Genomic DNA, 26,740 nt, shown 5'->3' on the forward strand with positions numbered 1-26,740 from the left:
TCGACGCCGGCTGCGGCACCGGCTACGCCCTCGCCGGCCTTGCCCGCGCCTATCCGGCCGCCACGCTGTTCGCCCTCGACTTCGCCCCGGCCATGCTGCGCCGCCACCCGCCCGGCGCGGCCCTGCCGGTGTGCGCCGACATCGAACACCTGCCCGTCGCCGCCGAAAGCCTCGACGCCCTGTGGTCCAGCTACGCGCTGCAATGGTGTAACCCGCGCCGCGCCCTGCCCGAACTCGCCCGCGCCCTCGCCCCCGGCGGCCAGCTGTGGATCGCCACCCTCGGTCCAGGCACCCTCACCGAACTCCGCGACGCCTTCCGCCACGTGGACAACGACGAGCACGTGCTGCGCTTCCAGCCGCCCGAAGTCGTCATCGACGCCGCCGAATGTGCCGGCCTGCGCGTGCTCGACAGCGACCGCGACACCCTCCACGCCTGGGCGCCCGATCTGCGCAGCCTGCTCTCCGACATCAAGACCCTCGGCGCCCACCAGACCGGCGCCCCGCGCCGCCGAGCGCCCCTGGGCAAGACCGCCTGGGCCCGGCTCTCCGCCGCCTACGAAGCCCACCGGGGCCCGGACGGGCTGCCCGCGTCCTACGACACCTTCTGGCTCGTCGCCGAAAAGACCTGAAAACCTGAAATGAGCGCCTTCTTCATCACCGGCACCGACACCGAGATCGGCAAGACCTTCGTCACTTGCACCCTGCTCCACGCCGCCCGCGCCCGCGGCCTCACCGCCCTTGGCATGAAGCCCATCGCCGCCGGCGCCGAGATGGTGAACGGGGAATTCCTCAATGAAGACGCCGCCCGCATCCGCGCCGCCTGCAGCTTCGATCCGGGCCTCGCCCTGCTCAACCCCTACTGCCTCGCCAGCCCCATCGCGCCACACATTGCCGCGACCGAAGAAGGCGTGACGCTCGAAACGGGCCGCATCCTCGACGCGTTTGCCGCGCTCAAGGGCAAGGCTGATCTGGTGCTGGTGGAAGGCGTGGGCGGTTTTCGCGTGCCGCTGTCGGACGACTACGACACCGCCGATCTGGCGCGGGATCTGGCCCTGCCGGTGATCATCGTGGTGGGCATGCGCCTGGGCTGCATCAATCACGCCCTGCTCACCGCCGAGGCGGTGGCCGCCCGCGGCCTGAAGATTGTCGGCTGGGTGGCCAATCAGGTCGATCCGGCGATGCTGCGGTTTGACCAGAACCTCGAGGCACTCAAGGCTCGCATGCCGGCGCCACTGCTTGGGGTGGTGCGCTTCCAGGCAGACGGCAACGCCGCCGCAGCTGCGGCCGATCTGCGCCTGCCCTTACCGGCCTGAGGCGCGCCGCTGGCGCAGCTGCTCGAACAAGCACACGCCCGCCGCAACACCCACATTGAGGGATTCCATGCCGCCAGGCATCGGGATCAGCACCCGCTTGGTCGCCAGCGCAGCCACGGCTTTAGAGAGGCCCTGGCCTTCCGAACCGAACAGCCAGGCCACCGGCCCGCGCAGATCCAGGTCGTAGAGTTCAACCGAATCCCGAAGATCCGCCGCCAGAATCTCGCCCGGATATCCGGCAAGGGCAGCCGAGGCATCCACACCCTCGCGGATGCGCAGCCCGAAATGCGCCCCCATCGCCGCCCGCAAGACGCGCGGCGACCAGGCCTGTGCGCAGCCCGGCGTGAGCAGCACATCCGCCACGCCAGCCGCCGCCGATGTGCGCAGGATGGTGCCGAGGTTGCCCGGGTCCTGCACACCGTCGAGCACCACGCAGCTGCCCGTTGGCACCGCCATTGCCGGAGCGGCGGGCATCGCCACCACCGCCAGCACGCCACTCGGCGCATCCACCGGGCTAACGTGGGCAAACAGCCGGTCCGGCAGTTCGATGCAGATCTCCGACGGGCAACGCGCCAGCAGCGCTGCGATCTCCGGCAGGCGCCGGCCGCTTTCGCTTACCACCACCCGCAGCAGCTGAACGCCGCGCTCCAGCGCCACGCCAAGCAAGTGAGCGCCATCAAGCAGCGTCTCGCAGCTGGTGCGCCGATCCTTCGCCGATGTCGCCAGCGCGTGAAGGTGCTTGACGGTCGGGTTGTCGCGGGAAGTGAGCTGTTTCACGGTTCAGAACGCCAGGCCAAGGGTGGCGAGCGCCACGGTCAGCGCGCCCAGGACGAGATTGAAGGTGACCCGCTGGCGGATCGTATTCATCGCCTTGGCGCCCTGGGCCCAGCTGGCCTCGGCAACCGCCTGCTGCAACCCGCGCCACGGCCCGAACCAGATGCTGGCGAACACCGCCGCCATCACCAGCCCGACGCCCGCCATCACATGCCAGGATCGCGGCGCCTGGGCAAAACCGACCTCCAGCAGCATCGCAAAGCCGCTGACGACAATGGCGCCAATCGCCCCCCAGACGATACGGAAGAAACGCCCGAGCACCCTGCTCCACAGCCCGAGCCGATCCGCCGGCGATAGCTCGAGCGCAGCCGGGCGCAAACAGAAGTGCGCAAACGCCATTCCGCCGACCCACACGACCACGCCGGCCAGGTGGATGAAGAGCATCAGATGGTGGAGCTTCATGTGCAATCCTCGTCGGTCCAGAGCGGTGGGTTGGCAATCACATCATGAACCGGCCCGAAGCTCTTGCGGTAGATCTCGCAGGCGCCATGGGCCCGCAGCGCGGCCAGGTGGGCCGGCGTCGGGTAGCCCTTGTGGCCGGCGAGCCCATACTGGGGATACTTCCGGTCGAGTTCGAGCAGCTGCGCATCCCGGGCCGTCTTGGCGAGGATGGACGCCGCCGAGATCTCGGGCACCAGAGCGTCACCCTTCACGATGGCCTCGCAGGGCACGGCCAGCTGCGGGCAGCGGTTGCCGTCTACCTGGGCCCGGGTCGGCGCGGGTTTCAGCCCTGCCACCGCCCGCTGCATCGCCAGCATCGAGGCATGGAGAATGTTCAGCCGGTCGATCTCTTCAACGCTGGCCTCTGCCACGCACCAGGCCAGGGCCTTCTCGCGGATCTCGGCAGCCAGCGCGACGCGGCGCTTCTCGGAGAGCTTCTTGGAATCGGCCAGCCCGACGATCGGCCGGGCCGGATCGAGGATCACCGCCGCCGCCACCACCGGCCCGCACAGGGGGCCGCGGCCAGCTTCATCGACGCCGCACAGGCGGTCCATCAGGCGTGCCCGCGCAGGTAGGGCAGGATCGCCGCGGCGGCCTTGTCAGCGGTGTTCTGGCGCAGCTGCAGGTGCATGTCAGTGAACACCTCGACCAGCTCGGCGGCCCGCGCCTTGTCGGTGAGCCAGCCGTCGAGGGCATCGGCCAGCGCCTGGGGCGTGGCGGCGTCCTGCAGCACCTCGGGCACCACCTCGCGGTTGGCGAGCACATTGGGCAGCCCGACCCACGGCAGGTAGGCCATGCGCCGCATCAGGCGATACGACCACTTGCCGATCTTGTAGGTGATGACCATCGGCCGCTTGAGGAGCGCCGCTTCTAGGGTCGCGGTGCCGCTCGCTACCAGCACCACGTCGGCAGCGATCATCGCGTCAGTGGCGTGGCCGAACAGGATGCGGATGGGCAGATCCACGTGGGCGTGACGCCGCAGCGCGTCCTCGAACAGCATCCGAGTCTCGCGGGTTGCCAGGGGCACCAGAAAGCGCGCATCCGGATGACGCTCGTGGAGGATCGCCGCAGTGGCGATATAGGTGTCGGCGAGGTTGCGCAGCTCGGACTGGCGGCTGCCCGGCAGGAAGGCGAACACGGGGCCGTCGCCGGTGATCTGCAGCATCTCCCGGGCGCCGGCCTGATCCGGCTTGAGCGGGAAGACATCCGCCAGCGGATGGCCCACGTAGCTCACCGGCACGCCAGCGGTGCGGTACAGCTCAGGCTCAAACGGGAAAAGGCACAGCATGTGGCTGACCGAGCGGGCGATGCCCTTCAGCCGGCCACGGCGCCAGGCCCAGATGGACGGGCTGACGAAGTGGATCGCCGGGATACCCTTGTCCTTCAGGCGGCGCTCAAGCCACAGGCTGAAATCCGGCGCATCCACACCAATGAACGCAGCCGGCCGGTCGGCCAGCAGGCGGTTCAAAAGGCTGCGGCGGATGCCGGAGAGTTCGCGGTAATTCTTGAGGGCGTCCACATAGCCGTGGACCGACAGCTTCTCGGCCGGCCACCAGGCCTTGAAGCCTTCCGCCTGCATCTTGGGCCCGCCGATGCCGAAGAATTCGGCATCGGGGAGATGGCGCTTGAGCGCCCGGATCAGGTGGCTTGCGAGGAGGTCGCTGGAGGCCTCGCCCGCCACCATGGCGATGCGCACAACCATGGATCAGCGAACGATGCCACGCCCGGAGTCGGCGATGAAATCAGAGAACTGCTGCAACTCGGGTGCCGAGGCGGCCGCTTCGGCGATCTGCTTGCGGGCCTCGTCGAGGGTCAGGCCGTTGCGGTACAGCGTCTTGTAGGCCCGCTTGATGGCGGCGATGCCTTCGGCGCTGAAACCCCGACGCTTGAGGCCCTCGCTATTGATGCCGTGGGGTGAGGCCGGGTTGCCGGACACCGTGACAAACGGCGGCAGATCCTGCAGCAGCACTGTGCCGACGCCGCAGAAGCTGTGCGCGCCCACGCGGACGAACTGGTGCACGCCGGTGAAGCCACCGAGGATAGCCCAGTCACCCACCGTGACGTGGCCGGCCAGCGTCGCGTTGTTGGCGAAGATCGTGTTGTCGCCGACCATGCAGTCGTGGGCGACATGCACGTAGGCCATGATCCAGTTGTTGTTGCCAACGCGGGTCAGGCCGCCATCCTGCACCGTGCCGGTGGAAAAGCTGCAGAACTCGCGGATCGTGTTGCCGTCGCCGATCTCGAGGCGGGTCGGCTCGGCGGCGTACTTCTTGTCCTGGGGCTCGGAGCCGATGGAGCAGAACTGGAAGATCCGGTTGTCGCGACCGATCTTCGTGTGGCCCTCAACGACCACATGCGGACCGATCCACGAGCCTTCTCCGATCTCGACGTGCTCGCCGATGATCGAATAGGCACCGACCTGCACGCCGTCGGCCAGACGGGCACCGGGATGGACAATGGCAGTCGGATGGATGCTCATCGCTTGATCGCGCACATGAATTCAGCTTCGGTCGCCACTTCGCCGTCGACGCGGGCAACCCCCTTGAACTTCCAGATGTTGCGGATCGTCCGGACGATTTCCGCTTCGAGGATCAACTGGTCGCCAGGCACCACCGGGCGCTTGAAGCGCACGTTATCGACGGAGGCGAAATACACCATCGCATCTGGATCGGGCGTCGTGCCTTCGGTCTTGAAGGCCAGCACCGCGGCCGCCTGGGCCAGGGCTTCGATGATCAGCACGCCGGGCATCACCGGGCTGTGGGGAAAGTGGCCGGGGAAGAACGGCTCATTGACCGTGACGTTCTTCAGGCCGACCACGCGCTTGCCCTCTTCCAGCTCGAGAATGCGATCCACCAGCAGGAACGGATAACGGTGGGGAATGTATTTCTTGATCTCGTTGATGTCGATGATGCTCATTGTTCTTGCTCCCTCATGATTCCTTGGCGCCGAGCTTCTTCTCGAGTTCGCGCAGCCGCTCGGCCATCGCGTCGAGACGACGCAGATGGGAGAAATTCCTGACCCAGTCTGCATGGGCCTGCAGCGGGATCATCGACGTGTAGACGCCGGCCTTGTCGATGCTCTTGGTGACGTTGGTGTCGGCCGAAATGGTCACATCGTCGGCGACCTCCAGGTGACCCGAAAACCCGGCCTTGCCACCGGCCATCACACGCTTGCCGACGACGGTGCTGCCCGCCAGGCCCGCCATCGCCGCCATGATCGAATCGTCGCCGATCCGGCAGTTGTGGGCCACGTGGATGAGGTTGTCGAGCTTCACGCCGTTGCCGATCACCGTGTCGTCCAGGGCGCCACGGTCGATGGTCGTGTTGGCACCGATCTCCACGTCGTCACCGATGATGACGCGGCCGATCTGGGGAATCTTCACCCAGTGCTTGTCGGCATCCCGCGCGAAACCCAGGCCGTCGGCACCGATCACGGCGCCCGAATGGATGATGGCGCGGGCACCGATCTCGCAGTTGTCGTAAATCTTCACGCCCGCATGAAGCAGCGAGCCCGCGCCCAACCGGACGCCATCGCCCAGCACGCAGCCGGCGCCGATGATGCAGTCTTCGCCGATCTCGCAGCCCTCACCGATAACCGCCTGGGGCGCGACCGACACTGACGCGGGCAGCGCCGACGCGACTACCGCCGACGGATGGACACCAGCCGCGGGCCGCTTGGGCGGATTGAACAGCTGCGCCGCCCGGGCAAAGTAAAGGTAGGGATCCGGCGTGAGGATGCGGGCCCGTTCGGTGAGCCCGGCAGCCTTCGGCGACAGGATGAAAGCCGACGCCTCGCTCGATGCGAGGGCCGCGATCAGCTTCGGATTGGAGAGAAATGCGATTTCGCCGGGCCGCGCGGCTTCGAGTGACGCGATCTGGCGAACACGAATCGTCGCGTCGCCGACCAGTTCGCCACCCAGCCGGGCGACCAGTTCGCCAAGGGAGGTTTCCATCGGCGAACGCTTACTTGGCTTCGGTCAGCGCCTTGATCACCTTGTCGGTGATGTCGATACGCGGGCTGGCGTAGACGGCTTCCTGGAAGATGATGTCGTACTTCTCGGCCTCGGCGATCTGCTTGATCGTCTTGTTGGCGCGATCGAGAACGCTGGCGAGCTCTTCGTTGCGACGCTGGTTCAGGTCTTCACGGAACTCGCGCTGCTTGCGCTGAAAGTCGCGGTTGAGTTCGTTGAACTCACGCTCCTTGTTGCGGCGCTCGCCTTCGGCCATGGTCATGCCGTTTTTCTCGAGGGCTTCCTGCATGCCCTGGAGCTGCTTGGCGATCCGCTGCAGATCCTGGTCACGCTTCTCGAATTCCTTCTCGAGCTTCTGCTGGGCACGCTTTGCCGGCGGCGCTTCCTTCATCACCCGGTCCGAATTGACGAAGCCGACCTTCACCTCGGCTACCGCCGTCTGCGCAAAGGCGGCAAGCAGCAGCGCTGCGAGCGTGGATATACCGATACCTTTCACCTGAAACCTCCATCTGCACCCGATACGGCTGCAATCAGAAAACCGTACCCAACTGGAACTGGAATTTTTGCGTCTTGTCTCCGTCCTCTTTCTTGAGGGCCTGGCCAAGACTGAACTTGAGCGGACCGACCGGGGAGCTCCAGCTGAACGCCAACCCGGCACTGTACCGCAAATCCGAAGCCCGGACCTTGTCATCCGCGCCCCAGACATAACCCGCGTCACCAAACAGCGAAAGGCGCATGGACTTGTCCTTGCCACCGCCGGGCATCGGGAAATAATACTCCACGTTACCCACCACCCGACGGTTGCCGCCGAGGGCACGGACATAGCCGTTACTGTCGGTGTAGTGCGGGCCCAGCGTGCTCTGCTGGTAGCCCCGCACCGAACCGATGCCGCCGGCGTAGAAGTTCTTGTAGAACGGCAGTTCCTTGCCATCGTAGCCGTGGGCGTAGCCGAGATCGCCGTTCAGCATCAGCGCGTAGCCGCCGCCGAACGGGATCCAGTACTGGTGCTGGTAGCTGCCACGGACGTAGCGCATGTCGAGCGCTGGCGTTGCGACTTCCAGCGACGCGCGCTGATAGACGCCGGACGTCGGGTACAGGAAACTGTCACGCCGATCCCGCGCCCAGCCGGCCGTCGCCACCAGGCTGCGGGCCGTGTCGCCGAAGGTATTGACGAAGTTGACGTACGGCGCGGGGCTGGTGTCGAAGACCTTGATGGAGGTCTGGTCGATGGCCAGACCGAAGTTGATCCGGTCATCCTCGGCAATCGGGTAGCCGAAGCGCAGGCCTGCACCGATGGACGACGACTTGTAGGTTGCCACCGACAGCGAGGTGGGATCGACGTTACGCTGGTAGATGTCCCAGCCCATGCTGACGCCATCGATGGTCCAGTACGGATTGGTGAAGGACAGCGCAACCGTCTTGTTGATGCGGCCGGTGTTCACCTGCAGCGTCATCGCGTTGCCGGTGCCGAAGAGGTTCTGCTGGGCGATGGAGCCGGACAGGATCACCTTTTCGGCGCTGGAGAAACCTGCGCCGAGCATCAGGTTGCCGGTGGCGCGTTCCTTGACGCTGAAGTTGGCGTCCACCTGATCGGTCGAACCCGGCACCGCCGGCGTTTCGATCGTCACTTCCTCGAAGTAGCCGAGGCGGTCGAGACGGGCCTTGGAGCGGTTGATCGCCGCGCCGTCATACCAGGCGCCTTCCATCTGGCGGATCTCGCGGCGGATCACCTCGTCGCGGGTTCGGGCGTTGCCCGAGAAATTGATCTTGCGCACATAGACGCGCCGACCCGGATCGACAAAGAAGGTGAAGGCGACCTCGCGCTTGGCCTTGTCGACTTCGGGCGCGGCATTCACATTGGCGAAGGCGTAGCCGTCGTTGCCGAGCCGCTCGCTGATCGCCTTGGTGGTGGCAGTCACCGAATCCCGCACGAAGGTGTCGCCAGCCTTGAGCTTGACGAGCTTCTGCAACTCCGCCTCAGGCACTGCCATGTTGCCCGCAAGCTTGACATCGGAAACCGTGTACTTCTCCCCCTCGGAGATACTGAGGGTGATGTAGATATCTTTTTTATCGGGCGTGATCGAGACCTGGGTCGACTCGATGCTGAAATCCAGGTAGCCCCGATTCAGGTAGAAGGAACGCAGGTTTTCGATGTCGCCGGAGAGCTTGGGCTTGGAATACTGGTCGCTCTTCGAGAACCACGTGAACCAGCCCGGCGTGGTCAGGGAGAACAGCTCGACGAGCTCCTTCTCCTTGAAGGCCTTGTTGCCGATGATGCTGATCTGACGGATCTTGGCGGCTTCGCCTTCGACCACGTTGAAGTTCACGCCCACGCGGTTCCGCTCGAGCGGCGTGACCGTCGTGGTGATCTGCACGCCGTACAGGCCCTTGGCGAGGTACTGGCGCTTGAGTTCCTGCTCGGCACGTTCGAGCAGCGCACGGTCGAAGATGCGGGATTCGGCGAGGCCGACTTCCTTCAGACCCTTCTTGAGGGCATCCTTTTCGAATTCCTTGGTGCCGACGAAGTCGATCTGGGAGATCGCAGGCCGTTCGTCCACCAGAACGATGATCACATCGTTCTCGACTTCGATCCGCACGTCCTTGAAGAAGCCCGTCGCGAACAGCGACTTGATCGCCTGGGACGCCTTGTCTTCCGAGAAGCGCTCACCCACCTTCACCGGAAGATAGCTGAACACCGTCCCGGCTTCGGTCCGCTGGATCCCTTCAACACGAATGTCTTTGACAACGAAAGGCTCGAAAGCCAAGGCGGGCGAAGCAGCGAAAAGCGCGGCAATCACCCCGGAGAGGAGCGTGGATTTCATCCGATTTCAGCTAGCAACAAGGCGGTTGATGTCGTTGTAGAAGGCAAAAGCCATTAGCGCCGCCAGCAGAGCCATTCCAATCTGCTGTCCGATTTCCATGACGCGTTCGGAAACCGGGCCGCCCTTGATGATCTCGATCACATAATACAGCAAGTGTCCGCCGTCCAGCACGGGCACCGGCAGCAGATTGAGGACCCCAAGACTGATGCTGATGAGCGCCAGGAACTTGATGTAATGGGCCCAACCCATGCGGGCCGACTGGCCGGCAAAGTCGGCTATCGTCACCGGTCCGCTGAGATTCTTGACCGAAACCTCACCGACGATCATCCGTCCGAGCACCGACAGGCTCATCGTCGCGGTTTCCCAAGTCTGGTTGATGCCCTTGGTGAGCGCATCCAGTGCCCCGTAGCGTACGGTGACGAACATCAGGTCGTGCTGCCCCTCGGCGTCGGCCATCGCGACGCCGATCCGTCCGATTGTCCGACCATTCTCCTCGACGGCCTTCGGTACCAGTTGCACCACCCGCGTCTCGTTACCGCGCAGCACTTCCACCTCGAGCGTATGACCCGCAGCATCGCGCACGCTGGCGACGAGCTCCGACCAGGTCTCGACCGCCTTGTCACCAATCCGCACCACCCGGTCGCCAGATTGCAGACCGGCCGTTGCAGCGGCGCCGTCCGCGCTCAGCTGACCGAGCACCGCAGGCAGCCTCGGACGGTAAAGACGCAGACCGAGCTGGCTCGCAGCGTCGTTCTGGGTCTGATCCACATCGACCCCCGACAGATCCAGCTTGCGGAAGGCGATCTCGTTCTGCCCGTTGATGGTCTCGATGGTGACGCTGCGCTTGTCGAGGGCGTCGTTGAGCAGGTGCCAGCGGAAATCGGTCCACGTCCGCACCTCGTCGCCGTTCACGGAACGCACGAGTTCGCCGTCCTGGAAACCCGCCTGAGCCGCCAGGCTCTCCGCTGGCGGCTCGCCGATGCGGGCGCGAAGCTCCTCGACACCACCGGCGTAAAGCCCCCAGTAAAGCACGATGGCCAGCACGAAGTTGGCCAGCGGTCCGGCGGCGACGATGGCGATCCGTCGCCAGACGGACTGACGGTTGAACGCCCGGTGCAGCTCTTCGGCTGGCACTGGCGCTTCGCGTTCGTCGAGCATCTTTACGTAACCGCCAAGCGGAAACACCGACAGCGCCCACTCGGTCTGGTCGGCACCCAGGCGACGCACGAACAGCACTTTCCCGAATCCCAGGGAAAAGCGCAGCACCTTCACGCCGCACAGGCGCGCGATGATGTAGTGGCCAAACTCGTGAACGATGATCAGCACACCGAGTGCCGCGAGAAACGGCAGGACGTAATCGAGCAGGCTCATCGAGCACTCCCTGCAGACCGCCACCGCATGAACAGAGGCGCTCCGGTCACGAGCAATACTGGCGAACGAGACTCGCCGCGACCTGTCTGGCCTGACGATCCGCTTCGAACACAACCTCAAGGGAATCCGCGCTCTGCGCTTCGATCCTGTCGAGGGTCGCAGCGATCACCCCGGCGATGCGATCGAAACGCAGGCCACCGCCGAGGAACTCGCCAACAGCGATCTCGTTGGCCGCGTTGAGAACTGCCGGGGCGATGCCCCCCTCCTCCAGCGCCCGGTAAGCCAGGGCCAGACACGGAAAGCGCTGCAGATCGGGGCGTTCGAAATTGAGCTGACCGACGGCAAACAGATCGAGCGGCTTGACGCCCGCATCGACCCGCTCGGGAAAAGCCATCGCATGGGCGATGGGCGTGCGCATGTCGGGATTGCCAAGCTGGGCCAGCACCGACCCATCCACGTAGGCCACCATCGAGTGGATGACGCTCTCGGGATGGATCACCACCTCAATCCGCTCGGCGGGTGCACCGAACAGCCAGTGGGCCTCGATGACTTCCAGCCCCTTGTTCATCATGGTGGCCGAATCGACCGAAATCTTGCGGCCCATCACCCAGTTGGGGTGAGCGCAGGCCATGTCGGGCGTTACCGCGGCAAGCTCTTCAACCGGCTTGCGGCGGAACGGGCCACCCGACGCGGTAAGCAGGATACGCGTGACCTCGGTGCCATCAACCCCTTGGCGAAAACCGCTGGGCAGCGCCTGGAAGATCGCGTTGTGCTCGCTATCGATGGGCAGCAGGGTCGCGCCGTTGGCGGAGACTTCCTGCATGAAGAGCGCGCCGGACATCACCAGCGCCTCCTTGTTGGCCAGCAGGATGCGCTTGCCTGCGCGCGCTGCAGCGAGGGTCGGAACCAGACCCGCGGCGCCGACGATCGCAGCCATCACCATGTCGACTTCCGGCGCGGACGCAACAGCCACCAGCGAAGCTGCACCAGCCAGCACCTCCGTGCAGCAGCCGGCCGCATCCAGACGGGCCTGCAGCGCCTGCGCGTCTTCGGCACGATCCAGCACCGCATAGGCCGGCCGATGCTGCAGACACTGCTCGTAGAGCTTGTCCACCTGCCGATGGGCGGTCAGGGCGAAAACACCATAACGCTCCGGGTGGCGCGCGACGACATCAAGGGTGCTGACACCGATCGAGCCCGTCGCACCAAGTACGGTGATGAACTTTTTGTCGGAAACCATGGCTTACCGGGCGAACCAGAGGGCCAGCAGACCCGCCAGCGGAAGAGTCGAAGTGAGGCTGTCGATGCGATCGAGAACGCCGCCATGGCCGGGCAGCAGCGTGCCGCTGTCCTTGACGCCGGCCTGGCGCTTGAGCATCGACTCGAAGAGATCACCGATGATGCTGATCGCGGTGAAGGCGACGAGCCCGACGGCCGCGAACACCAACTGACCAATAGCCAGCCCGTGGGGCAGGAAGTAGGACAGGCAGACCAGGCCGTAAATCACGACACCCGCGACGGCACCATAGGCGCCTTCCCAGCTCTTGCCAGGACTGATCGCCGGGGCCAGCTTGCGCCGACCGAAGGCACGTCCGGTGAAGTAGGCCGCAATGTCGGCGATCCAGACCGACGCCATCACGCCCAGCAGCAGCCAGGGGCTGAGCAGGCGCAAGTGGATCATTGCGAGACTGGGCGGGATCAGCAGCACAAAGCCCACCAGCGCCGCGGCGCCAGCACCGGGCAACGCCCAGCGGGACCGCAACCAGAACGGCACGCACAGCACCCAGAACAGCGCACTCAGCCCATACGCAGGAACGAGATTGAAGGGCGCAACGGTGTCGTCCCGGTGCAAACCGGCCACGAGGCCGAAGGAGAGACACAACGCCCCCAGCAGCACAGCGTAGATCCAGCGCCGGGCGCCCTTGTAGCCAACGATGCCACCCCACTCGTGGGCGGCCGTCGCGCAGATGACGGACACGAAAGCGAGCCAGCCCCAGGACGGCAGCAGGAACAGCGCGCAGAGCAGACCTGCCAGCAGGAAAATCGCGGTGATGACCCGCGCTTTAAGCATGGCCTGAGCCGGAAGAATCCGCTCCGCCACCGACGACCTGCTCGCTGGTCCGGCCGAAGCGTCGCTCGCGCCCCTGATAGGACGCAATGGCGGCATCCAGTTCGGCCTCGCCGAACTCGGGCCACAGCTTGTCGGTGAAATACAGCTCGGAATAGGCGAGCTGCCAGAGCATGAAATTGCTGATGCGGGTTTCGCCGCCGGTGCGGATGAACAGATCTGGCTCCGGGCTGAAACTCAGCGCCAGATGGGGCGCCAGATCATCCTCGGCGTAGCCACCTTCGCGGGGGCCACAAGCGGCAATCATCTTGTCGACGGCCTGCATGATGTCCCAGCGACCACCGTAGTTGGCGCAGATCGTCAGGTTCATCTTGGTGTTGCCGGCCGTGAGCGCTTCGCCATCGCGGATCAGATCGACCAGCGTCTTGTCGAACGGCGCAAGATCGCCCACGACACGCAGGCGAATGTTATTGCGGTGGATGCGCTCGATCTCGGCCTTGAGCGACTTCACGAACAACTGCATCAGGAACGAGACCTCGTCCTTCGGACGACGCCAGTTCTCGGAGCTGAAGGCAAAGACGGTCAGATATTCGACGCCGCGATCGAGGCAGGTGCGGATGACTTCGCGCAGGGAATCGACGCCCTTGGCATGGCCTGCAACCCGTGGCATCAGGCGCTTTCGCGCCCAACGCCCGTTGCCGTCCATGATGATCGCGATATGCCGCGGAACCTGCGCAGCCTCAGGTACGCCCCGCGTGGAGCTGGTAAACGGCAATCGCACCATGTAATCTCCGCCTGAAAAGAACCGGGAAAGCAGACACTGACCGGATGGTCAGATCTGCATCAGCTCTTGTTCTTTCTGTGCGAGAAGCTTGTCGATTTCGACCACTGCCTTGTCGGTCAGCTTCTGGACGTCGTCCTGGGCACGACGCTCATCGTCTTCCGAGATCGTCTTGGCCTTCAGGGCATCCTTCAGGGAGGCGTTGGCGTCCCGGCGCAGATTGCGCACGGCCACCTTGGCCCCTTCACCTTCATGCTTGACGACCTTGATCAGTTCCTTGCGACGCTCTTCAGTCAGCGCCGGCATCGGAACGCGGATCACTTCGCCCTGGGACGACGGATTGAGACCCAGGTCGGAATCGCGGATGGCCTTCTCGACCTTGCCGATCATCGGTTTTTCCCAGGGCTGCACACCAATCGTGCGGGCGTCGATCAGGGTGATGTTGGCCACCTGATTGACTGGCACCGGGCTACCGTAATAATCGACCATCACGTGATCCAGAATGCCCGTGCTCGCGCGGCCGGTACGCACCTTCGCGAGATCCAGCTTGAGCGCCTCGATGGACTTCTGCATCTTGGCTTCGGTAGTTTTCTTGAGTTCCGGGATCATCGATTCATCCTCAGCAATAGACCAGCGTACCTTCGTCCTCGCCCATCACGACGCGCTTGAGCGCACCGCTCTTGAACAGGCTGAAGACGTTGATCGGAAGACGCTGGTCACGGCACAGCGCGAACGCGGTCGCATCCATCACGGCGAGGTTGCGCGCGATCGCTTCGTCAAAGGAAATTCGCTGGAAACGCGTGGCAGCCGGATCCTTCTTCGGGTCGGCGGTGTAGATGCCATCCACCTTGGTGGCCTTCAGCACGATGTCCGCACCAATTTCGGAACCACGCAGGGCCGCAGCGGTGTCGGTGGTGAAGAACGGATTGCCGGTACCGGCACCAAAGATGACGACGCGACCTTCCTCAAGGTAGCGGATGGCCTTGCCACGGATGTACGGCTCGACCACCTGGTCGATCCGCAGCGCGGACTGAACCCGCGCATTGACCCCGGCGGCGCGAAACGCATCCGCAAGGGCCATGGCGTTCATGACGGTGGCCAGCATCCCCATGTAGTCGGCGGTGGCGCGGTCCATGCCGGACGCAGCCCCCGCCATGCCACGGAAGATGTTCCCGCCGCCAATCACAATCCCGATCTCGACCCCAAGTCGGGTCACCTCGACCACATCGCGAACGATGCCGGAAACGACCTCCTGGTTGATGCCATAGGCGTCGTCGCCCATCAGGGCTTCGCCGGAGAGCTTGAGGAGAATGCGTTTGTAGGCGGGCTGGCTCATCGTCAGGCTACTCCCTTACTTCTGGGCAGCAGCAGCGGCCTGGGCGGCCACTTCGGCGGCGAAATCGGTCACCTTCTTCTCGATGCCTTCGCCGACGACGTACAGGGTGAAACCGGCAACCGAAGCGCCCTTGGCCTTCAGCAGCTGAGCCACGGTCTGCTTGCCGTCTTCAGCCTTCACGAAGACCTGATCCAGCAGGGTCACGTCCTTCAGGAACTTCTGGACGGTGCCTTCGGCGATCTTCTCGAGCATGGCTTCCGGCTTGCCGGCTTCGCGGGCCTTCTCGATGGCGATGCGACGCTCGACATCCAGCAGCTCGGCGGGAACGCCGGAGGCGTCGAGGGACTTCGGCTTGGAAGCGGCGATGTGCATGGCCAGATCCTTGGCCAGGGCTTCGTCACCACCCACGAGGTCGATCAGCACGCCGATCTTGGCGCCGCCGTGGATGTAGCTGGCAACGGCACCCTTGGCTTCGGTACGGACGAAGCGGCGGATGGACATGTTCTCGCCAATCTTGCCGACCAGCGCCTTGCGGACTTCTTCAACGGTCTGACCGTCGATTTCCAGCGCGGACAGGGCTTCGACGTCGGCCGGGTTCTTGGTGGCGACGAGTTCGGCAACGTTCTTGACCAGCGCCAGGAAGTCATCGTTCTTGGCAACGAAGTCGGTCTCGCAGTTCACTTCGACCATCGCGCCGAGCTTGGCGTCGGCGGAGATGTACACGCCAACGATCCCTTCAGCGGTCACGCGGGCGGCCGCCTTGGAGGCCTTGTTGCCCAGCTTGACGCGCAGGATTTCTTCAGCCTTGTCCATGTCGCCAGCGGCTTCGGACAGGGCCTTCTTGCATTCCATCATGGGCGCGTCGGTCTTTTCGCGCAGCTCCTTGACCATGCTTGCGGTGATTTCCGCCATGTTTGCTCCTGGATATCTAATTGAATGATGTTCAGTCGGATGCTGAATGGGCGCCCGAGGCGCCCATTGAGAGGGATCAGGCCTGCTCTTCGGTGCCGTCTTCCACTTCGACGAACTCGTCGGAGCCGGCAGCAACGATTTCCTGGATCACGGCATTCTTGCCTTCCAGCACGGCATCGGCGACGCCACGGGCGTACAGGCGGATGGCGCGGGAGGAGTCATCGTTACCCGGGATCACGAAATCCACACCTTCAGGGGAGTGGTTGGTATCGACCACGGCCACGACCGGGATGCCCAGCTTGTTGGCTTCGGTGATGGCAATCTTGTGGTAGCCGACGTCGATGACGAACAGGGCATCCGGCAGACCGCCCAGATCCTTGATGCCGCCCAGGCTCTTCTGCAGCTTCTCGAGTTCGCGGGAGGCCATCAGGGCTTCCTTCTTGGACAGGCGCTCGATGGAGCCATCTTCGACCATGGCTTCCATGTCCTTCAGGCGCTTGATCGAAACCTTGACGGTCTTGAAGTTGGTGAGCATGCCGCCCAGCCAGCGCTCGTCGACGAAAGGCATGCCGGCGCGCGCAGCTTCTTCAGCCACGATTTCGCGGGCCTGACGCTTGGTGCCGACAAACAGGATGGTGCCGCGGTTGGCAGCCAGCTTGCGCACGAAATCCATCGCCTCGTTGTACTTGACGAGGGTCTTTTCGAGGTTGACGATGTGGATCTTGTTGCGCTGACCGAAGATGAACGGGGCCATCTTCGGGTTCCAGAAACGGGTTTGATGGCCGAAGTGGACGCCCGCTTCGAGCATTTGACGCATGGTGACAGACATTGTGTAACTCCAGTTACTGAGGTTTGACCGCCGCCCGGCCTGCCGACCTCGCCATCGCGAAGCCACGCTTAGCCGCGAATGCCGCACCGTACCTGGTGGCAACATCCGCCGGACCCCAATGGGCCGGACGTGTGTATTTTGCCTGGCACCCTTGCCAGACAAGCCGCAGATTGTAGCAGGATACGGTTAAACCCCTCAAGGCCGGGATGTGCAGTGCAGCACCGGGGATAACCGGATTGCCCCGGAAGGCCGCATGAGCTAGCCTATCCGGCCGGAAAACCCCAGCAGATCAAGCCTCATGAGCGTCACTATAAAAACGCCGGAAGAAATCGAAAAAATGCGTATCGCGGGCCGACTCGGCTCGGAAGTGCTCGATTACATCACGCCGTTCGTCAAAGCCGGCATCAGCACCGGCGAGATCGACCGCCTGTGCCACGAGTACATGGTCAATGTGCAGGGCTGCATTCCCGCCCCGCTGAATTACGCCCCACCGGGCTACGTCCCCTACCCCAAGTCGATCTGCACCTCGGTGAACCACCAGGTCTGCCACGGCGTGCCGAGCGAGAGGGTGATCCTCAAGAAGGGCGACATCGTCAACCTGGACATCACCGTCATCAAGGATGGCTACCACGGCGACACCAGCCGGATGTTCGTCGTCGGCGAAACGTCGATCCGCGCCAAGCGCCTGTGCCAGATCACCTACGAGTGCATGTGGCTGGGCATCGCCCAGGTCAGGCCGGGCGCCCACCTGGGCGACATTGGCGCCGCCATCCAAAAGCACGCCGAAGGCAACGGCTTCTCGGTGGTGCGCGAGTTCTGCGGCCACGGCATCGGCGCCAACTTCCACGAAGAGCCCCAGGTGCTGCACTACGGCAAGCCGGGTACCGGCATCGAGCTCAAGCCCGGGATGATCTTCACCATCGAGCCGATGATCAACGCCGGCAAGGCCGCGATCTCCGAACTGCCCGACGGCTGGACCATCGTGACCCGCGACCGCAGCCTGTCCGCCCAGTGGGAGCACATGGTGCTGGTCACCGAAACCGGCGTCGAGGTGCTCACCCTGTCGGCTGGCAGCCCGCCCCGGCCCGACGTCGTTGCCCCCTACTCTGCCCAGATCAAGCCCTGATCCGTCCAAGATGTCCCAGACCGTGCCCGTCGCGCTTACCCCCGAGACTTCCCGGGAACTCATTACCCGCTTCAAGAGCCGCCTGAAAAGCGGCGGCGAGGCACTCCGCTCCGCCTACGAAGCTCACCCGCTGACCGAGCCCATCCTCAAGGGCCGCTCCCGGCTGGTGGACGGGGTGCTGGTGGACATCTGGAAGGAATTCGGCATCCCTGCCTCAGCGAGCCTGGTGGCGGTGGGCGGCTACGGGCGCGAGGAGCTGTTCCCCTTCTCCGACGTGGATCTGCTGTTCCTGCTCGACACCGAGCCGGATCACGATCTGAGCGAGCGCCTCACCCAGATGATCGGGCTGCTGTGGGACGTCGGCCTCGACATCGGCCACAGCGTGCGCACCATCGACGAATGCATCGAGGAAGCCGGCCTCGACGTGACGGTGATGACCAACCTCCTCGAAGCCCGGCTGATCGGCGGCAACACCCTGCTCTTCGAGCGCTTCAGCGACCAGCTGCGCGGCGCCCTCAACGTCGCCCAGTTCTTCAAGGCCAAGCGCCTCGAACAGGAGCAGCGCTACACCCGCCACAACGAGACCCCTTACTCGCTGGAGCCCAACTGCAAGGAAAGCCCGGGCGGCCTGCGCGACCTCCAGATCATCGGCTGGATCAGCCGGGCGGCGGGCTTTGGCACCCACTGGCGGGACCTCGCCAGCCACGGCCTCGTCACCGCCGAAGAGGCCACCGAACTGCGCGACCTCGAGCGCTTCCTGCAGCACGCACGCATCCGCCTGCACCACATCGCCGGGCGCCGGGAAGACCGCCTGCTCTTCGACCACCAGGAAAAGCTCGCCCACCGCTTCGGCTTTGAGGCCAACGAGCACCGCCGGGCGTCGGAAGTATTCATGCAGGAGTACTACCGAACGGCCAAGAAGGTCACCCAGCTCAACACCATCCTGCTGCAGAATTTCTGGGCTGAGTTCTTCCCCAACCGCTACCCGGCGGCGATCAACATCAACGAGCGCTTCCAGTGCGTGCGCGAGCTTCTCGACGTGCGCGACGAAGGCGTCTTCGACCGCCACCCGAGCGCATTGCTCGAATGCTTCCTGATCCTCCAGCAGCGCTCCGAGCTCAAGGGCATGACCGCCCGCACCCTGCGCGCCCTGTGGCGCGGCCGCAAGCTGATCAACGCCGAGTTCCGCCACGATCCGGCAAACCGGGCGCTGTTCCTGCGCCTGCTCCAGCAAAAGCGCGGCGTGGTGCAGGAGATGCGCCGGATGAACCAGTACGGCATCCTCAGCTTCTACCTGCCGGCCTGGCGGCGCATCGTCGGGCAGATGCAGCACGACCTGTTCCACGTCTACACCGTGGATCAGCACATCATGCAGGTGCTGCGCAACGTGCGCCGCTTCATGGTGTCGGAACACGCCCATGAATACCCGCTGCTCACGCGGCTGGCCACCAGCTTCGAGAAGCCCTGGCTGATCTACATCGCGGCACTCTTCCACGACATCGCCAAGGGCCGCGGCGGCGACCACTCCAAGCTCGGCATGAAGGACGCGCGGGAGTTCTGCTCCGCCCACGGGCTCGACGAGACCGACACCGCGCTCGTCGAATGGCTGGTGGAACACCACCTGTCCATGTCCAACGTGGCCCAGAAGCAGGACATGTCCGATCTCGACGTGATCCGCCGCTTCGGCGATCTGGTGAAGACCGAACGCCGCCTCACCGCCCTCTACATCCTCACCCATGCCGACATTCGCGGCACCAGCCCGAAGGTGTGGAACGGCTGGAAGGGCAAGCTGCTCGAAGACCTGTTCTTCGCCACCCAGCGCCTCCTGCGCGGCGCCACGCCCCACCAGGCCCTCGGCATGCCCCTGCGCCAGGACGACGCCCGCAACCTGCTGCGCTACTACGGCCTGCGCCCCGGCACCGAAGACAAGCTGTGGGCCCAGCTCGACACCGTCTACTTCATGCGCCACGACGCCGAGGAAGTCGCCTGGCACGCGCGGATGCTCTACTACCGGGTCGAATCCGATGTGCCCGTCGTCAAGGCCCGTCCCACCCACGGCGACGAGGGGCTGCAGGTGATGGTCTACATGAAGGACCAGAAGGACATCTTCGTGCGGCTGTGCGGCTTCTTTGCGCGCCTCGGCTTCACCATCGCCGACGCCAAGATCCACACCACCCGCCACGGCTATGCGCTCGACAGCTTCCTGCTGCTCGATCCGGGCCAGGAAACCCATTACCGGGACGTGATCAACCTTCTCGAACACGACCTGACCGAGCGCCTCAGCGACCCGGATTCGCCCATCGACCAGCCGGCCAGTGGCCGCCTGTCACGGGAGGTCAAGCACTTCCCGATCAGTCCGGGCGTGACCATCGAGCCCGACGAGCGCGGCCAGCACTACATCATGTCGGTAACCGCCGCCGACCGCCCGGGCCTGCTCTTCGGCGTGGCCGAAACCCTCGCCAGCAACGGGATCAACCTGCACACCGCCAAGATCGCCACCCTTGGCGAGCGGGTCGAGGACACTTTCCTGATCAGCGGCCCCAACCTCACCCAGGACACCCAGGTCCTCAAGATCGAGACCGAACTGCTCGAAAAGCTGGCGATCTGAGCGTCAGTCGTCGTCCGACGCCGGGATGCCCGGAAACAGCACCTCGGTGAACCCGAAGCGGGTGAAATCCCGCACCCGCATCGGGTACAGGATGCCGTCCAGGTGGTCGCACTCGTGCTGCACCACCCGGGCGTGAAAGCCCTCCGCAATCCGGTCGATGGGCGCGCCGTCGGTATCGAAGCCGGTATAGCGTAATGATGCCCAGCGGGGCACCCAGCCACGCAGCCCCGGCACCGACAGGCAACCTTCCCACCCCCCCTCCTCATCTTCCGACAAGGGCGACAGCACCGGGTTGATCAGCACCGTATCGGGCACCGCGGACGCATCCGGATAGCGCAGGCTCGGCCCGCCACCAAAGATCACCACCCGCAGATCGACGCCGATCTGCGGCGCTGCCAGCCCGGCACCGGAAAGCGCCGCCATCGTGTCGCGCATGTCGGCGATCAGGGCTGCGAGCTCCGGCGTGCCGAAGGCCGTCACCGGCTGCGCCCGCCGCAGCAGGCGCGGATCGCCCATCCGCAGCACCTCGCGAATCATTTGGCCGGCCCTTCGCAGATGTGCTCCAGCACCTCGCGCACCCGGCCCATCGCCTCGCGCAGCACCACGTCGATGCTGCCGAAGCAGATCTGCGCCGCGCTGTTGCCGCGGCCGGCCGCAAAGTTGGCCACCACGTTGATCGCCGCGTACGGAATGCCCAGCTCCCGCGCGAGGGCCGCCTCGGGCATGCCGGTCATGCCAACCACGTCAGCACCGTCCCGCTCCAGGCGGTTGATCTCGGCCGCGGTCTCGAGACGCGGGCCCTGGGTCGCCGCATAGACACCGCCATCCACAACCGGCTGGCCGGCCGCCACAGCCGCCGCGAGGATGCGCTGGCGCACCACCTCGTCGTAAGGCCGGGTGAAGTCGATATGCACCACCGGCTGCTCGGAGCTCTCGTGGAAGGTGCTCTTGCGTCCCCAGGTGTAGTCGATGATCTGGTCTGGCACCACCAGCACGCCCGGGCCAAGATCGCCGCGGATGCCGCCGACCGACGCCACCGAGATGATCGCGTCGGCCTTCGCCTCGCGCAGCGCCCACAGGTTGGCCTGGTAGTTCACCCGATGGGGCGGAATCGTGTGGCCGTAGCCGTGGCGGGCCAGAAAGACCACCGGATGCCCGCACAGCTGCCCGAAAGTCAGGGCGCCCGACGGCTCGCCGTAGGGGGTGCGCATCACCTCGCGGCGGATCACGTTCAGGTTGGCCAGTTGGGTAAGACCGCTACCGCCGATGATTGCCAGCATGCCGGACAACTCCTCATAAAACCGTGTGGGCCGGGGATCTTATCACGCAGCCAGGCCCCGACCGCTCCGCGCACCGATGCTGCGTTGCGCAAAAGCGTGGTAAAATTTCGGGTTTACAAGTACTTCGGTATCCAACCCCATGTCCCGCGCCATCCGCAACATTGCCATCATCGCCCACGTCGACCACGGGAAGACCACCCTCGTCGACCAGCTCCTGCGCCAGTCCGGCACCTTCCGTGAAAACCAGCAGGTCAGCGAACGGGTGATGGACAGCAACGATCTCGAAAAAGAGCGGGGCATCACCATCCTCGCCAAGAACTGTGCCGTGCAGTACGGCGACACCCACATCAACATCATCGACACCCCGGGCCACGCCGACTTCGGCGGCGAGGTCGAGCGCGTGCTGTCGATGGTCGATGGCGTGCTGCTGCTGGTCGATGCCGTCGAAGGCCCGATGCCCCAGACCCGCTTCGTGACCCGCAAGGCCCTGGCCCTCGGCCTCAAGCCGATCGTCGTGATCAACAAGATCGACCGTCCGGGCTCCCGCCCCGACTGGGTCATCAACCACACCTTCGACCTGTTCGACAAGCTCGGCGCCACCGACGAGCAGCTCGACTTCCCGGTCGTGTACGCCTCCGCGCTCAACGGCTACGCCATGCTCGACGCCGACAAGCCCGGCACCGACATGACCCCGCTGTACGAAGCCATCCTCGAACACGTGCCCCAGCCCGACGTGGACGCCGAAGCGCCCCTGCAGCTGCAGGTCTGCTCGCTCGACTACTCCACCTACATCGGCCAGCTGGGCATCGGCCGCATCAAGCGCGGCCGCATCAAGCCGAACCAGGAAGTCGTCGTGATGTACGGCGACGAGAACCGCGGCAAGGCCAAGATCAGCCAGATCCTCACCTTCAAGGGCCTCGAGCGCAGCCCCGCCGAATCCGCCGAAGCCGGCGACATCGTGCTGGTGTCGGGCATCGACCAGGTGAACATCGGCGTCACCCTGTGCGACCCGGACAACATCGAGCCGATGACCCCGATCGCGGTCGACGAGCCCACCCTGACCATGAACTTCATGGTCAACAACTCCCCGCTGGCCGGCCGTGAAGGCAAGTTCGTCACCAGCCGCCAGATCCGCGAGCGCCTCGACAAGGAACTCCTGAAGAACGTCGCCCTGCGCGTCGACTACACCGGCGACTCCGACACCTTCCAGGTGTCCGGCCGTGGCGAACTGCACCTCACCATCCTCCTCGAAAACATGCGCCGTGAAGGCTACGAGCTGGCCGTCGGCCGTCCGCGCGTGGTGTTCAAGGACATCGACGGCGTGAAGTGCGAGCCGTACGAAATGCTCACCATCGACGTGGAAGAAGGTCACCAGGGCGGCGTGATGGAAGAGCTCGGCCGCCGCCGTGGCGAAATGCAGGACATGCAGCCGGACGGCAAGGGTCGCGTGCGCCTCGAATACCGCATCCCGGCCCGCGGGCTGATCGGTTTCCAGGGTGAATTCCTGACCCTCACCCGCGGCACCGGCCTCGCCAGCCACGTGTTCGACGACTACGGCCCGATGGCCGGCACCATGAGCGAGCGTCGCAACGGCGTGCTGATCTCCCAGGACGACGGCGAAGCCGTGGCCTACGCCCTGTGGAAGCTGCAGGACCGCGGCCGCATGTTCGTGAGCCCGGGCGATGCGCTGTACGAAGGCATGATCATCGGCATCCACACCCGTGACAACGACCTCGTCGTGAACCCGATCAAGGGCAAGCAGCTCACCAACGTGCGCGCCTCGGGCACCGACGAAGCCGTGCGCCTGATCACCCCGATCCAGCTGACCCTCGAATCCGCCATCGAATTCATCGCCGATGACGAGATCGTCGAGATCACCCCGAAGAACATCCGCCTGCGCAAGCGTTACCTCAAGGAACACGAGCGCAAGCGCGCTGCCCGCGACGAGGCGTAAGCCTCTTCCACCCGGCCGGGGCAACCCGGCCCGGGCAGTGGTTCAAAAAAAAACGCGGCCAGATCGGCCGCGTTTTTTATCGTCTGTCACGGTGGCTCATCCGGCCATGTTGGCGCAACGGCTGGCGAGGAAGGCCGCAAATTCGGCGCCTACCTCGGGGTGCTTCAGCCCCAGCTCGACGGTCGCCTGCAGGTAGCCCAGCTTCGAGCCGCAGTCGTAGCGCACGCCCTTGAACTGGTAGGCCAGCACGGCCTCTTCCTGCAACAGCGAGGCGATCGCGTCGGTGAGCTGCAGCTCGCCACCGGCGCCCGGCTTGAGCTGGCGCAGGTGCTCGAAGATCCGCCCGGTGAGGATGTAGCGGCCGATCACCGCCTGGGTGGACGGCGCCTCCTCGGGCTTCGGCTTCTCGACGATGCCGGTCACACGCTGGATCTCGCCGTCGTCGCGCTGGGTGCTGACGATGCCGTACTGCTTGGTCTGCTCCCGCGACACGTTCATCACGCCGAGCACCGAACAGCGGTTGTAGTTGTACACATCCACCATCTGACGCATCACCGGCAGATCACCCTGGCCGTCGAGCAGATCGTCGGCGAGGAGCACCGCGAAGGGCTCGTCGCCCACCACCGGCGCCGCGCACAGCACCGCATGCCCCAGGCCCAGCGCTTCGGCCTGGCGGATGTAGATGCAGTTGACGTGGGACGGCACCGTATCGCGGACGATCTTCAGCAGCTCGGCCTTGCCGCGCATCTCGAGTTCGGTCTCGAGCTCGTAGGCCTTGTCGAAGTGATCCTCGATGGCGCGCTTCGAGCGGCCGGTGATGAACACCAGATCGGTCACACCGGCAGCCACGGCCTCCTCCACCGCGTACTGGATCAGCGGCTTGTCGACGATCGGCATCATTTCCTTGGGACTTGCCTTGGTCGCCGGCAGAAAACGGCTGCCGAGGCCTGCTACCGGAAACACCGCCTTCGTAACTTTTTTCATCGATCTTCCTCAAACAATCCAATCTGCCTATCGGCGGGCGCAGTATCCACCGGGGCGAGCAAGGCCTGCAAACCCGCTTCGTCAAGAATGGTCACGCCCAGGGCTTGCGCCTTCTCGAGCTTGCTGCCGGCATCTCTGCCAGCCACCACGTAATCAGTCTTCTTGGAGACGGAGCCGGCCACCTTGCCGCCCACCGCCTCGATCATTACCGCCGCCTCGTCGCGCCGGAGCGTCGGCAGTGTGCCAGTGAGCACGAAGGTCTTGCCGGTGAAAGCGCCCACCGCGGGCACCGCGGCGGGTTCGGATTCGGGCCAGTGCATGGCCTGGCGTAGCCGCTCGATGATCTCGCGGTTGTGGGCCTCCGCAAAGAACTCGACGATGGATTTCGCAACGATCGGCCCCACGTCCGGCACCAGCAGCAGCGCAGCTTCGTCGGCGGCCAGCAGGCCGTCGAGCTTGCCGAAGTGGCGGGCCAGATCCTTGGCCGTCGTCTCGCCCACGTTGCGGATGCCCAGCGCGAAGATGAAGCGGGCCAGCGTGGTGTCGCGGCTCTTGTCGATGGCGGCGACCAGATTGGTGGCGGATTTTTCGCCCATCCGCTCCAGCCCGGCCAGCACTTGGGCGTTCACCTTGGCGCCATCGTAGAGATCGGCCGGCGTCTTGACGATGCCGGCGCCCACCAGCTGATTGACGATCTGCTCGCCCAGCCCGTCGATATCCACCGCCCGGCGGCCGGCAAAGTGCAGCAGCGCCTGCTTGCACTGGGCCGGGCAGAACAGCCCGCCGGTGCAACGCGCCACAGCTTCGTCCTCGCCGCGCACCACGTGGGAACCGCACTCCGGGCACTTGTGCTCGATGGCGGCCAGCAGATCGAAACGCGGCAGCTCACCTTCGCGGCGCTCGGGGATCGGCCCGACCACCTCGGGAATCACGTCGCCGGCCCGCCGCACTACCACCCAGTCACCGATCCGCACGTCCTTGCGGTCGATCTCGCCCTGGTTGTGCAGCGTCGCGTTGGTCACCGTCACGCCGCCGACGAACACCGGCTCGAGCCGCGCTACCGGCGTGATCGCCCCGGTGCGGCCCACCTGCACGTCGATGCCCAGCAGGCGCGTGGCCACTTCCTGGGCCGGATACTTGTGGGCCACGGCCCAGCGCGGCTCGCGGGAGACGAAACCCAGCTCGCGCTGACGGGTGATCGAATCCACCTTGTACACCACACCGTCGATGTCGAAGGGCAGCGACTCGCGAAGCACCGCCATGTCGGCGTGGAACCGCGCGAGCCCTTCCGGCCCCTCTACGCGGCGTCGATGCTCGCACACCGGCAGGCCGAAGGCCGCAAGCGCGTCGAGGATGGCGCCATGGGTGTCGGGCATCGCCCAGCCGACGACCTCGCCCAGCCCATAGGCAAAGAAGGACAGCGGACGCTGGGCGGTGATGTTGGGATCGAGCTGGCGCAGGCTGCCGGCGGCGGCGTTTCGCGGATTGACGAAGACTTTCTGCCCCGCTGCTGCCTGGGCGGCGTTGAGGCGCTCGAAGTCATCGCGGCGCATGTAGATCTCGCCGCGCACTTCCAGCACCGCCGGCGCATCACCCCGGAGGCGCAGCGGCACCTTGCGCAGGGTGCGCACGTTGCGGGTCACGTCCTCGCCGGTGCTGCCGTCGCCGCGGGTGGCGGCCTGGACCAGCACGCCCTGCTCGTAGCGCAGGCTGATGGCAAGGCCGTCGAACTTCAGCTCGGCGGCGTAAGCCACCGGCGGCGCGGATTCATCCAGCCCCAGCGCCCGACGCACCCGGGCGTCGAAGGCCACGGCGCCCTGGTCGGTGGTGTCGGTCTCGGTGCGGATCGACAACATCGGCACCACATGCTGCACCGACGCCAGCTCGGGCGACGGCGCGCCGCCTACCCGCTGAGTGGGTGAATCGGGAGTGACGAGTTCGGGATGGGCGGACTCCAGCTCCTGGAGCTCGCGGAAGAGGCGGTCGTACTCTGCGTCCGGCACCGTGGGCTCGGCCAGCACGTAGTACGCGTGATCATGCGCGGCGATCTCTGCGCGCAGGGCCGCAACCCGCGCGCAGACTTCGGGACTTGCTACCACCCGGACGCTCCG

26 protein-coding genes are annotated in these 26,740 nt (G+C 65.2%); 5 read left to right on the forward strand and 21 right to left on the reverse strand.

Translation table 11 applies throughout. The features are described 5' to 3' along the window. Window positions 1–629 (forward strand): methyltransferase domain-containing protein (locus tag QQK25_RS05925; RefSeq protein WP_284187104.1); only part of this gene is annotated, 629 nt, incomplete at its 5' end. 9 nt (window positions 630–638) lie between these two features. Further along, entirely contained in the window at window positions 639–1,313 is a 675-nt protein-coding gene (gene bioD, locus QQK25_RS05930) for a dethiobiotin synthase (RefSeq protein WP_284187105.1), read from the forward strand. Here the strand turns inward: bioD and QQK25_RS05935 are convergent. From QQK25_RS05935 to rpsB, 17 genes are all read right to left on the reverse strand, one after another. Beyond that, entirely contained in the window at window positions 1,302–2,090 is a 789-nt protein-coding gene (locus tag QQK25_RS05935; RefSeq protein WP_284187106.1) for a TrmH family RNA methyltransferase, read from the reverse strand. The genes bioD and QQK25_RS05935 overlap by 12 nt on opposite strands. 3 nt (window positions 2,091–2,093) lie before the next feature. After that, window positions 2,094–2,549, reverse strand: coding sequence for a CopD family protein (locus tag QQK25_RS05940; protein WP_284187107.1), 456 nt, complete (start codon window positions 2,547–2,549; stop codon window positions 2,094–2,096). Then, window positions 2,546–3,142, reverse strand: a complete 597-nt coding sequence (gene rnhB, locus QQK25_RS05945; RefSeq protein WP_284187108.1) for a ribonuclease HII — start codon at window positions 3,140–3,142, stop codon at window positions 2,546–2,548. Before rnhB ends, QQK25_RS05940 begins: the two co-directional genes overlap by 4 nt. Beyond that, window positions 3,142–4,290, reverse strand: coding sequence for a lipid-A-disaccharide synthase (lpxB, locus tag QQK25_RS05950; RefSeq protein ID WP_284187109.1), 1,149 nt, complete (start codon window positions 4,288–4,290; stop codon window positions 3,142–3,144). The genes rnhB and lpxB overlap by 1 nt, the downstream gene beginning before the upstream one ends. Before the next feature lie 3 nt (window positions 4,291–4,293). Further along, the gene (gene lpxA / locus QQK25_RS05955) at window positions 4,294–5,067 is read right to left on the reverse strand and encodes an acyl-ACP--UDP-N-acetylglucosamine O-acyltransferase (RefSeq protein WP_284187110.1); all 774 of its coding nucleotides are present in this window, start codon (window positions 5,065–5,067) and stop codon (window positions 4,294–4,296) included. Continuing rightward, window positions 5,064–5,495, reverse strand: coding sequence for a 3-hydroxyacyl-ACP dehydratase FabZ (gene fabZ / locus QQK25_RS05960; protein WP_153159875.1), 432 nt, complete (start codon window positions 5,493–5,495; stop codon window positions 5,064–5,066). Before fabZ ends, lpxA begins: the two co-directional genes overlap by 4 nt. A gap of 22 nt (window positions 5,496–5,517) precedes the next feature. Next, window positions 5,518–6,540, reverse strand: a complete 1,023-nt coding sequence (gene lpxD / locus QQK25_RS05965) for a UDP-3-O-(3-hydroxymyristoyl)glucosamine N-acyltransferase (RefSeq protein WP_284187111.1) — start codon at window positions 6,538–6,540, stop codon at window positions 5,518–5,520. Window positions 6,541–6,550: 10 nt separating this feature from the next. After that, entirely contained in the window at window positions 6,551–7,045 is a 495-nt protein-coding gene (locus tag QQK25_RS05970) for an OmpH/Skp family outer membrane protein (RefSeq protein ID WP_153159876.1), read from the reverse strand. 43 nt (window positions 7,046–7,088) lie between these two features. Continuing rightward, the gene (bamA, locus tag QQK25_RS05975; protein ID WP_284187112.1) at window positions 7,089–9,380 is read right to left on the reverse strand and encodes an outer membrane protein assembly factor BamA; all 2,292 of its coding nucleotides are present in this window, start codon (window positions 9,378–9,380) and stop codon (window positions 7,089–7,091) included. 6 nt (window positions 9,381–9,386) lie between these two features. Beyond that, window positions 9,387–10,751 (reverse strand): RIP metalloprotease RseP, encoded by a 1,365-nt coding sequence (gene rseP, locus QQK25_RS05980; protein WP_284187113.1) that lies wholly within the window; start codon window positions 10,749–10,751, stop codon window positions 9,387–9,389. A gap of 46 nt (window positions 10,752–10,797) precedes the next feature. Continuing rightward, complete coding sequence (gene ispC, locus QQK25_RS05985; protein ID WP_284187114.1) at window positions 10,798–11,991, reverse strand: 1-deoxy-D-xylulose-5-phosphate reductoisomerase; 1,194 nt, start codon at window positions 11,989–11,991, stop codon at window positions 10,798–10,800. A gap of 3 nt (window positions 11,992–11,994) precedes the next feature. Further along, window positions 11,995–12,822, reverse strand: a complete 828-nt coding sequence (locus QQK25_RS05990) for a phosphatidate cytidylyltransferase (RefSeq protein ID WP_284187115.1) — start codon at window positions 12,820–12,822, stop codon at window positions 11,995–11,997. After that, a complete protein-coding gene (uppS, locus tag QQK25_RS05995; protein ID WP_284187116.1) occupies window positions 12,815–13,603 on the reverse strand; it encodes a polyprenyl diphosphate synthase in 789 nt (262 codons plus the stop codon). Before uppS ends, QQK25_RS05990 begins: the two co-directional genes overlap by 8 nt. 48 nt (window positions 13,604–13,651) lie before the next feature. Further along, the gene (gene frr / locus QQK25_RS06000; RefSeq protein ID WP_153159521.1) at window positions 13,652–14,209 is read right to left on the reverse strand and encodes a ribosome recycling factor; all 558 of its coding nucleotides are present in this window, start codon (window positions 14,207–14,209) and stop codon (window positions 13,652–13,654) included. A 10-nt stretch (window positions 14,210–14,219) separates the two neighbouring features. After that, a complete protein-coding gene (gene pyrH / locus QQK25_RS06005) occupies window positions 14,220–14,936 on the reverse strand; it encodes a UMP kinase (RefSeq protein WP_153159522.1) in 717 nt (238 codons plus the stop codon). Window positions 14,937–14,951: 15 nt separating this feature from the next. Next, entirely contained in the window at window positions 14,952–15,848 is an 897-nt protein-coding gene (gene tsf, locus QQK25_RS06010) for a translation elongation factor Ts (RefSeq protein WP_284187117.1), read from the reverse strand. A gap of 76 nt (window positions 15,849–15,924) precedes the next feature. Continuing rightward, window positions 15,925–16,677, reverse strand: coding sequence for a 30S ribosomal protein S2 (gene rpsB / locus QQK25_RS06015; protein WP_153159524.1), 753 nt, complete (start codon window positions 16,675–16,677; stop codon window positions 15,925–15,927). Window positions 16,678–16,975: 298 nt separating this feature from the next. Here rpsB and map point away from each other — a divergent pair, with 298 nt between their 5' ends. Both map and QQK25_RS06025 read left to right on the forward strand, forming a co-directional pair. Then, window positions 16,976–17,803 (forward strand): type I methionyl aminopeptidase, encoded by an 828-nt coding sequence (gene map / locus QQK25_RS06020; RefSeq protein ID WP_284187118.1) that lies wholly within the window; start codon window positions 16,976–16,978, stop codon window positions 17,801–17,803. A 10-nt stretch (window positions 17,804–17,813) separates the two neighbouring features. Further along, window positions 17,814–20,411, forward strand: coding sequence for a [protein-PII] uridylyltransferase (locus QQK25_RS06025; protein WP_284187119.1), 2,598 nt, complete (start codon window positions 17,814–17,816; stop codon window positions 20,409–20,411). 3 nt (window positions 20,412–20,414) lie between these two features. On the opposite strand, the gene def is transcribed toward QQK25_RS06025, so the two are convergent. Further along, window positions 20,415–20,948 carry a peptide deformylase gene (gene def, locus QQK25_RS06030; RefSeq protein WP_284187120.1) on the reverse strand — a complete coding sequence of 178 codons (534 nt, stop codon included), beginning with the start codon at window positions 20,946–20,948 and terminating at the stop codon, window positions 20,415–20,417. Continuing rightward, window positions 20,945–21,691, reverse strand: a complete 747-nt coding sequence (locus QQK25_RS06035) for an S-methyl-5'-thioinosine phosphorylase (protein WP_284187121.1) — start codon at window positions 21,689–21,691, stop codon at window positions 20,945–20,947. The genes def and QQK25_RS06035 overlap by 4 nt, the downstream gene beginning before the upstream one ends. Window positions 21,692–21,830: 139 nt before the next feature. Between QQK25_RS06035 and typA the strand changes: the two genes are divergently transcribed. Next, complete coding sequence (gene typA / locus QQK25_RS06040; RefSeq protein WP_153159528.1) at window positions 21,831–23,645, forward strand: translational GTPase TypA; 1,815 nt, start codon at window positions 21,831–21,833, stop codon at window positions 23,643–23,645. A 96-nt stretch (window positions 23,646–23,741) separates the two neighbouring features. Here typA and galU read toward each other — a convergent pair whose 3' ends face one another. Further along, window positions 23,742–24,629 (reverse strand): UTP--glucose-1-phosphate uridylyltransferase GalU, encoded by an 888-nt coding sequence (gene galU, locus QQK25_RS06045; protein ID WP_284187122.1) that lies wholly within the window; start codon window positions 24,627–24,629, stop codon window positions 23,742–23,744. Continuing rightward, window positions 24,626–26,728: an NAD-dependent DNA ligase LigA gene (ligA, locus tag QQK25_RS06050; protein ID WP_284187123.1), complete on the reverse strand. Its 2,103-nt coding sequence runs from the start codon at window positions 26,726–26,728 to the stop codon at window positions 24,626–24,628. Before ligA ends, galU begins: the two co-directional genes overlap by 4 nt. Between the last annotated feature and the right edge of the window lie 12 nt (window positions 26,729–26,740).

The sequence above is a fragment of the Zoogloea oryzae genome (genome assembly GCF_030161255.1).
GTDB lineage: Bacteria > Pseudomonadota > Gammaproteobacteria > Burkholderiales > Rhodocyclaceae > Zoogloea > Zoogloea oryzae.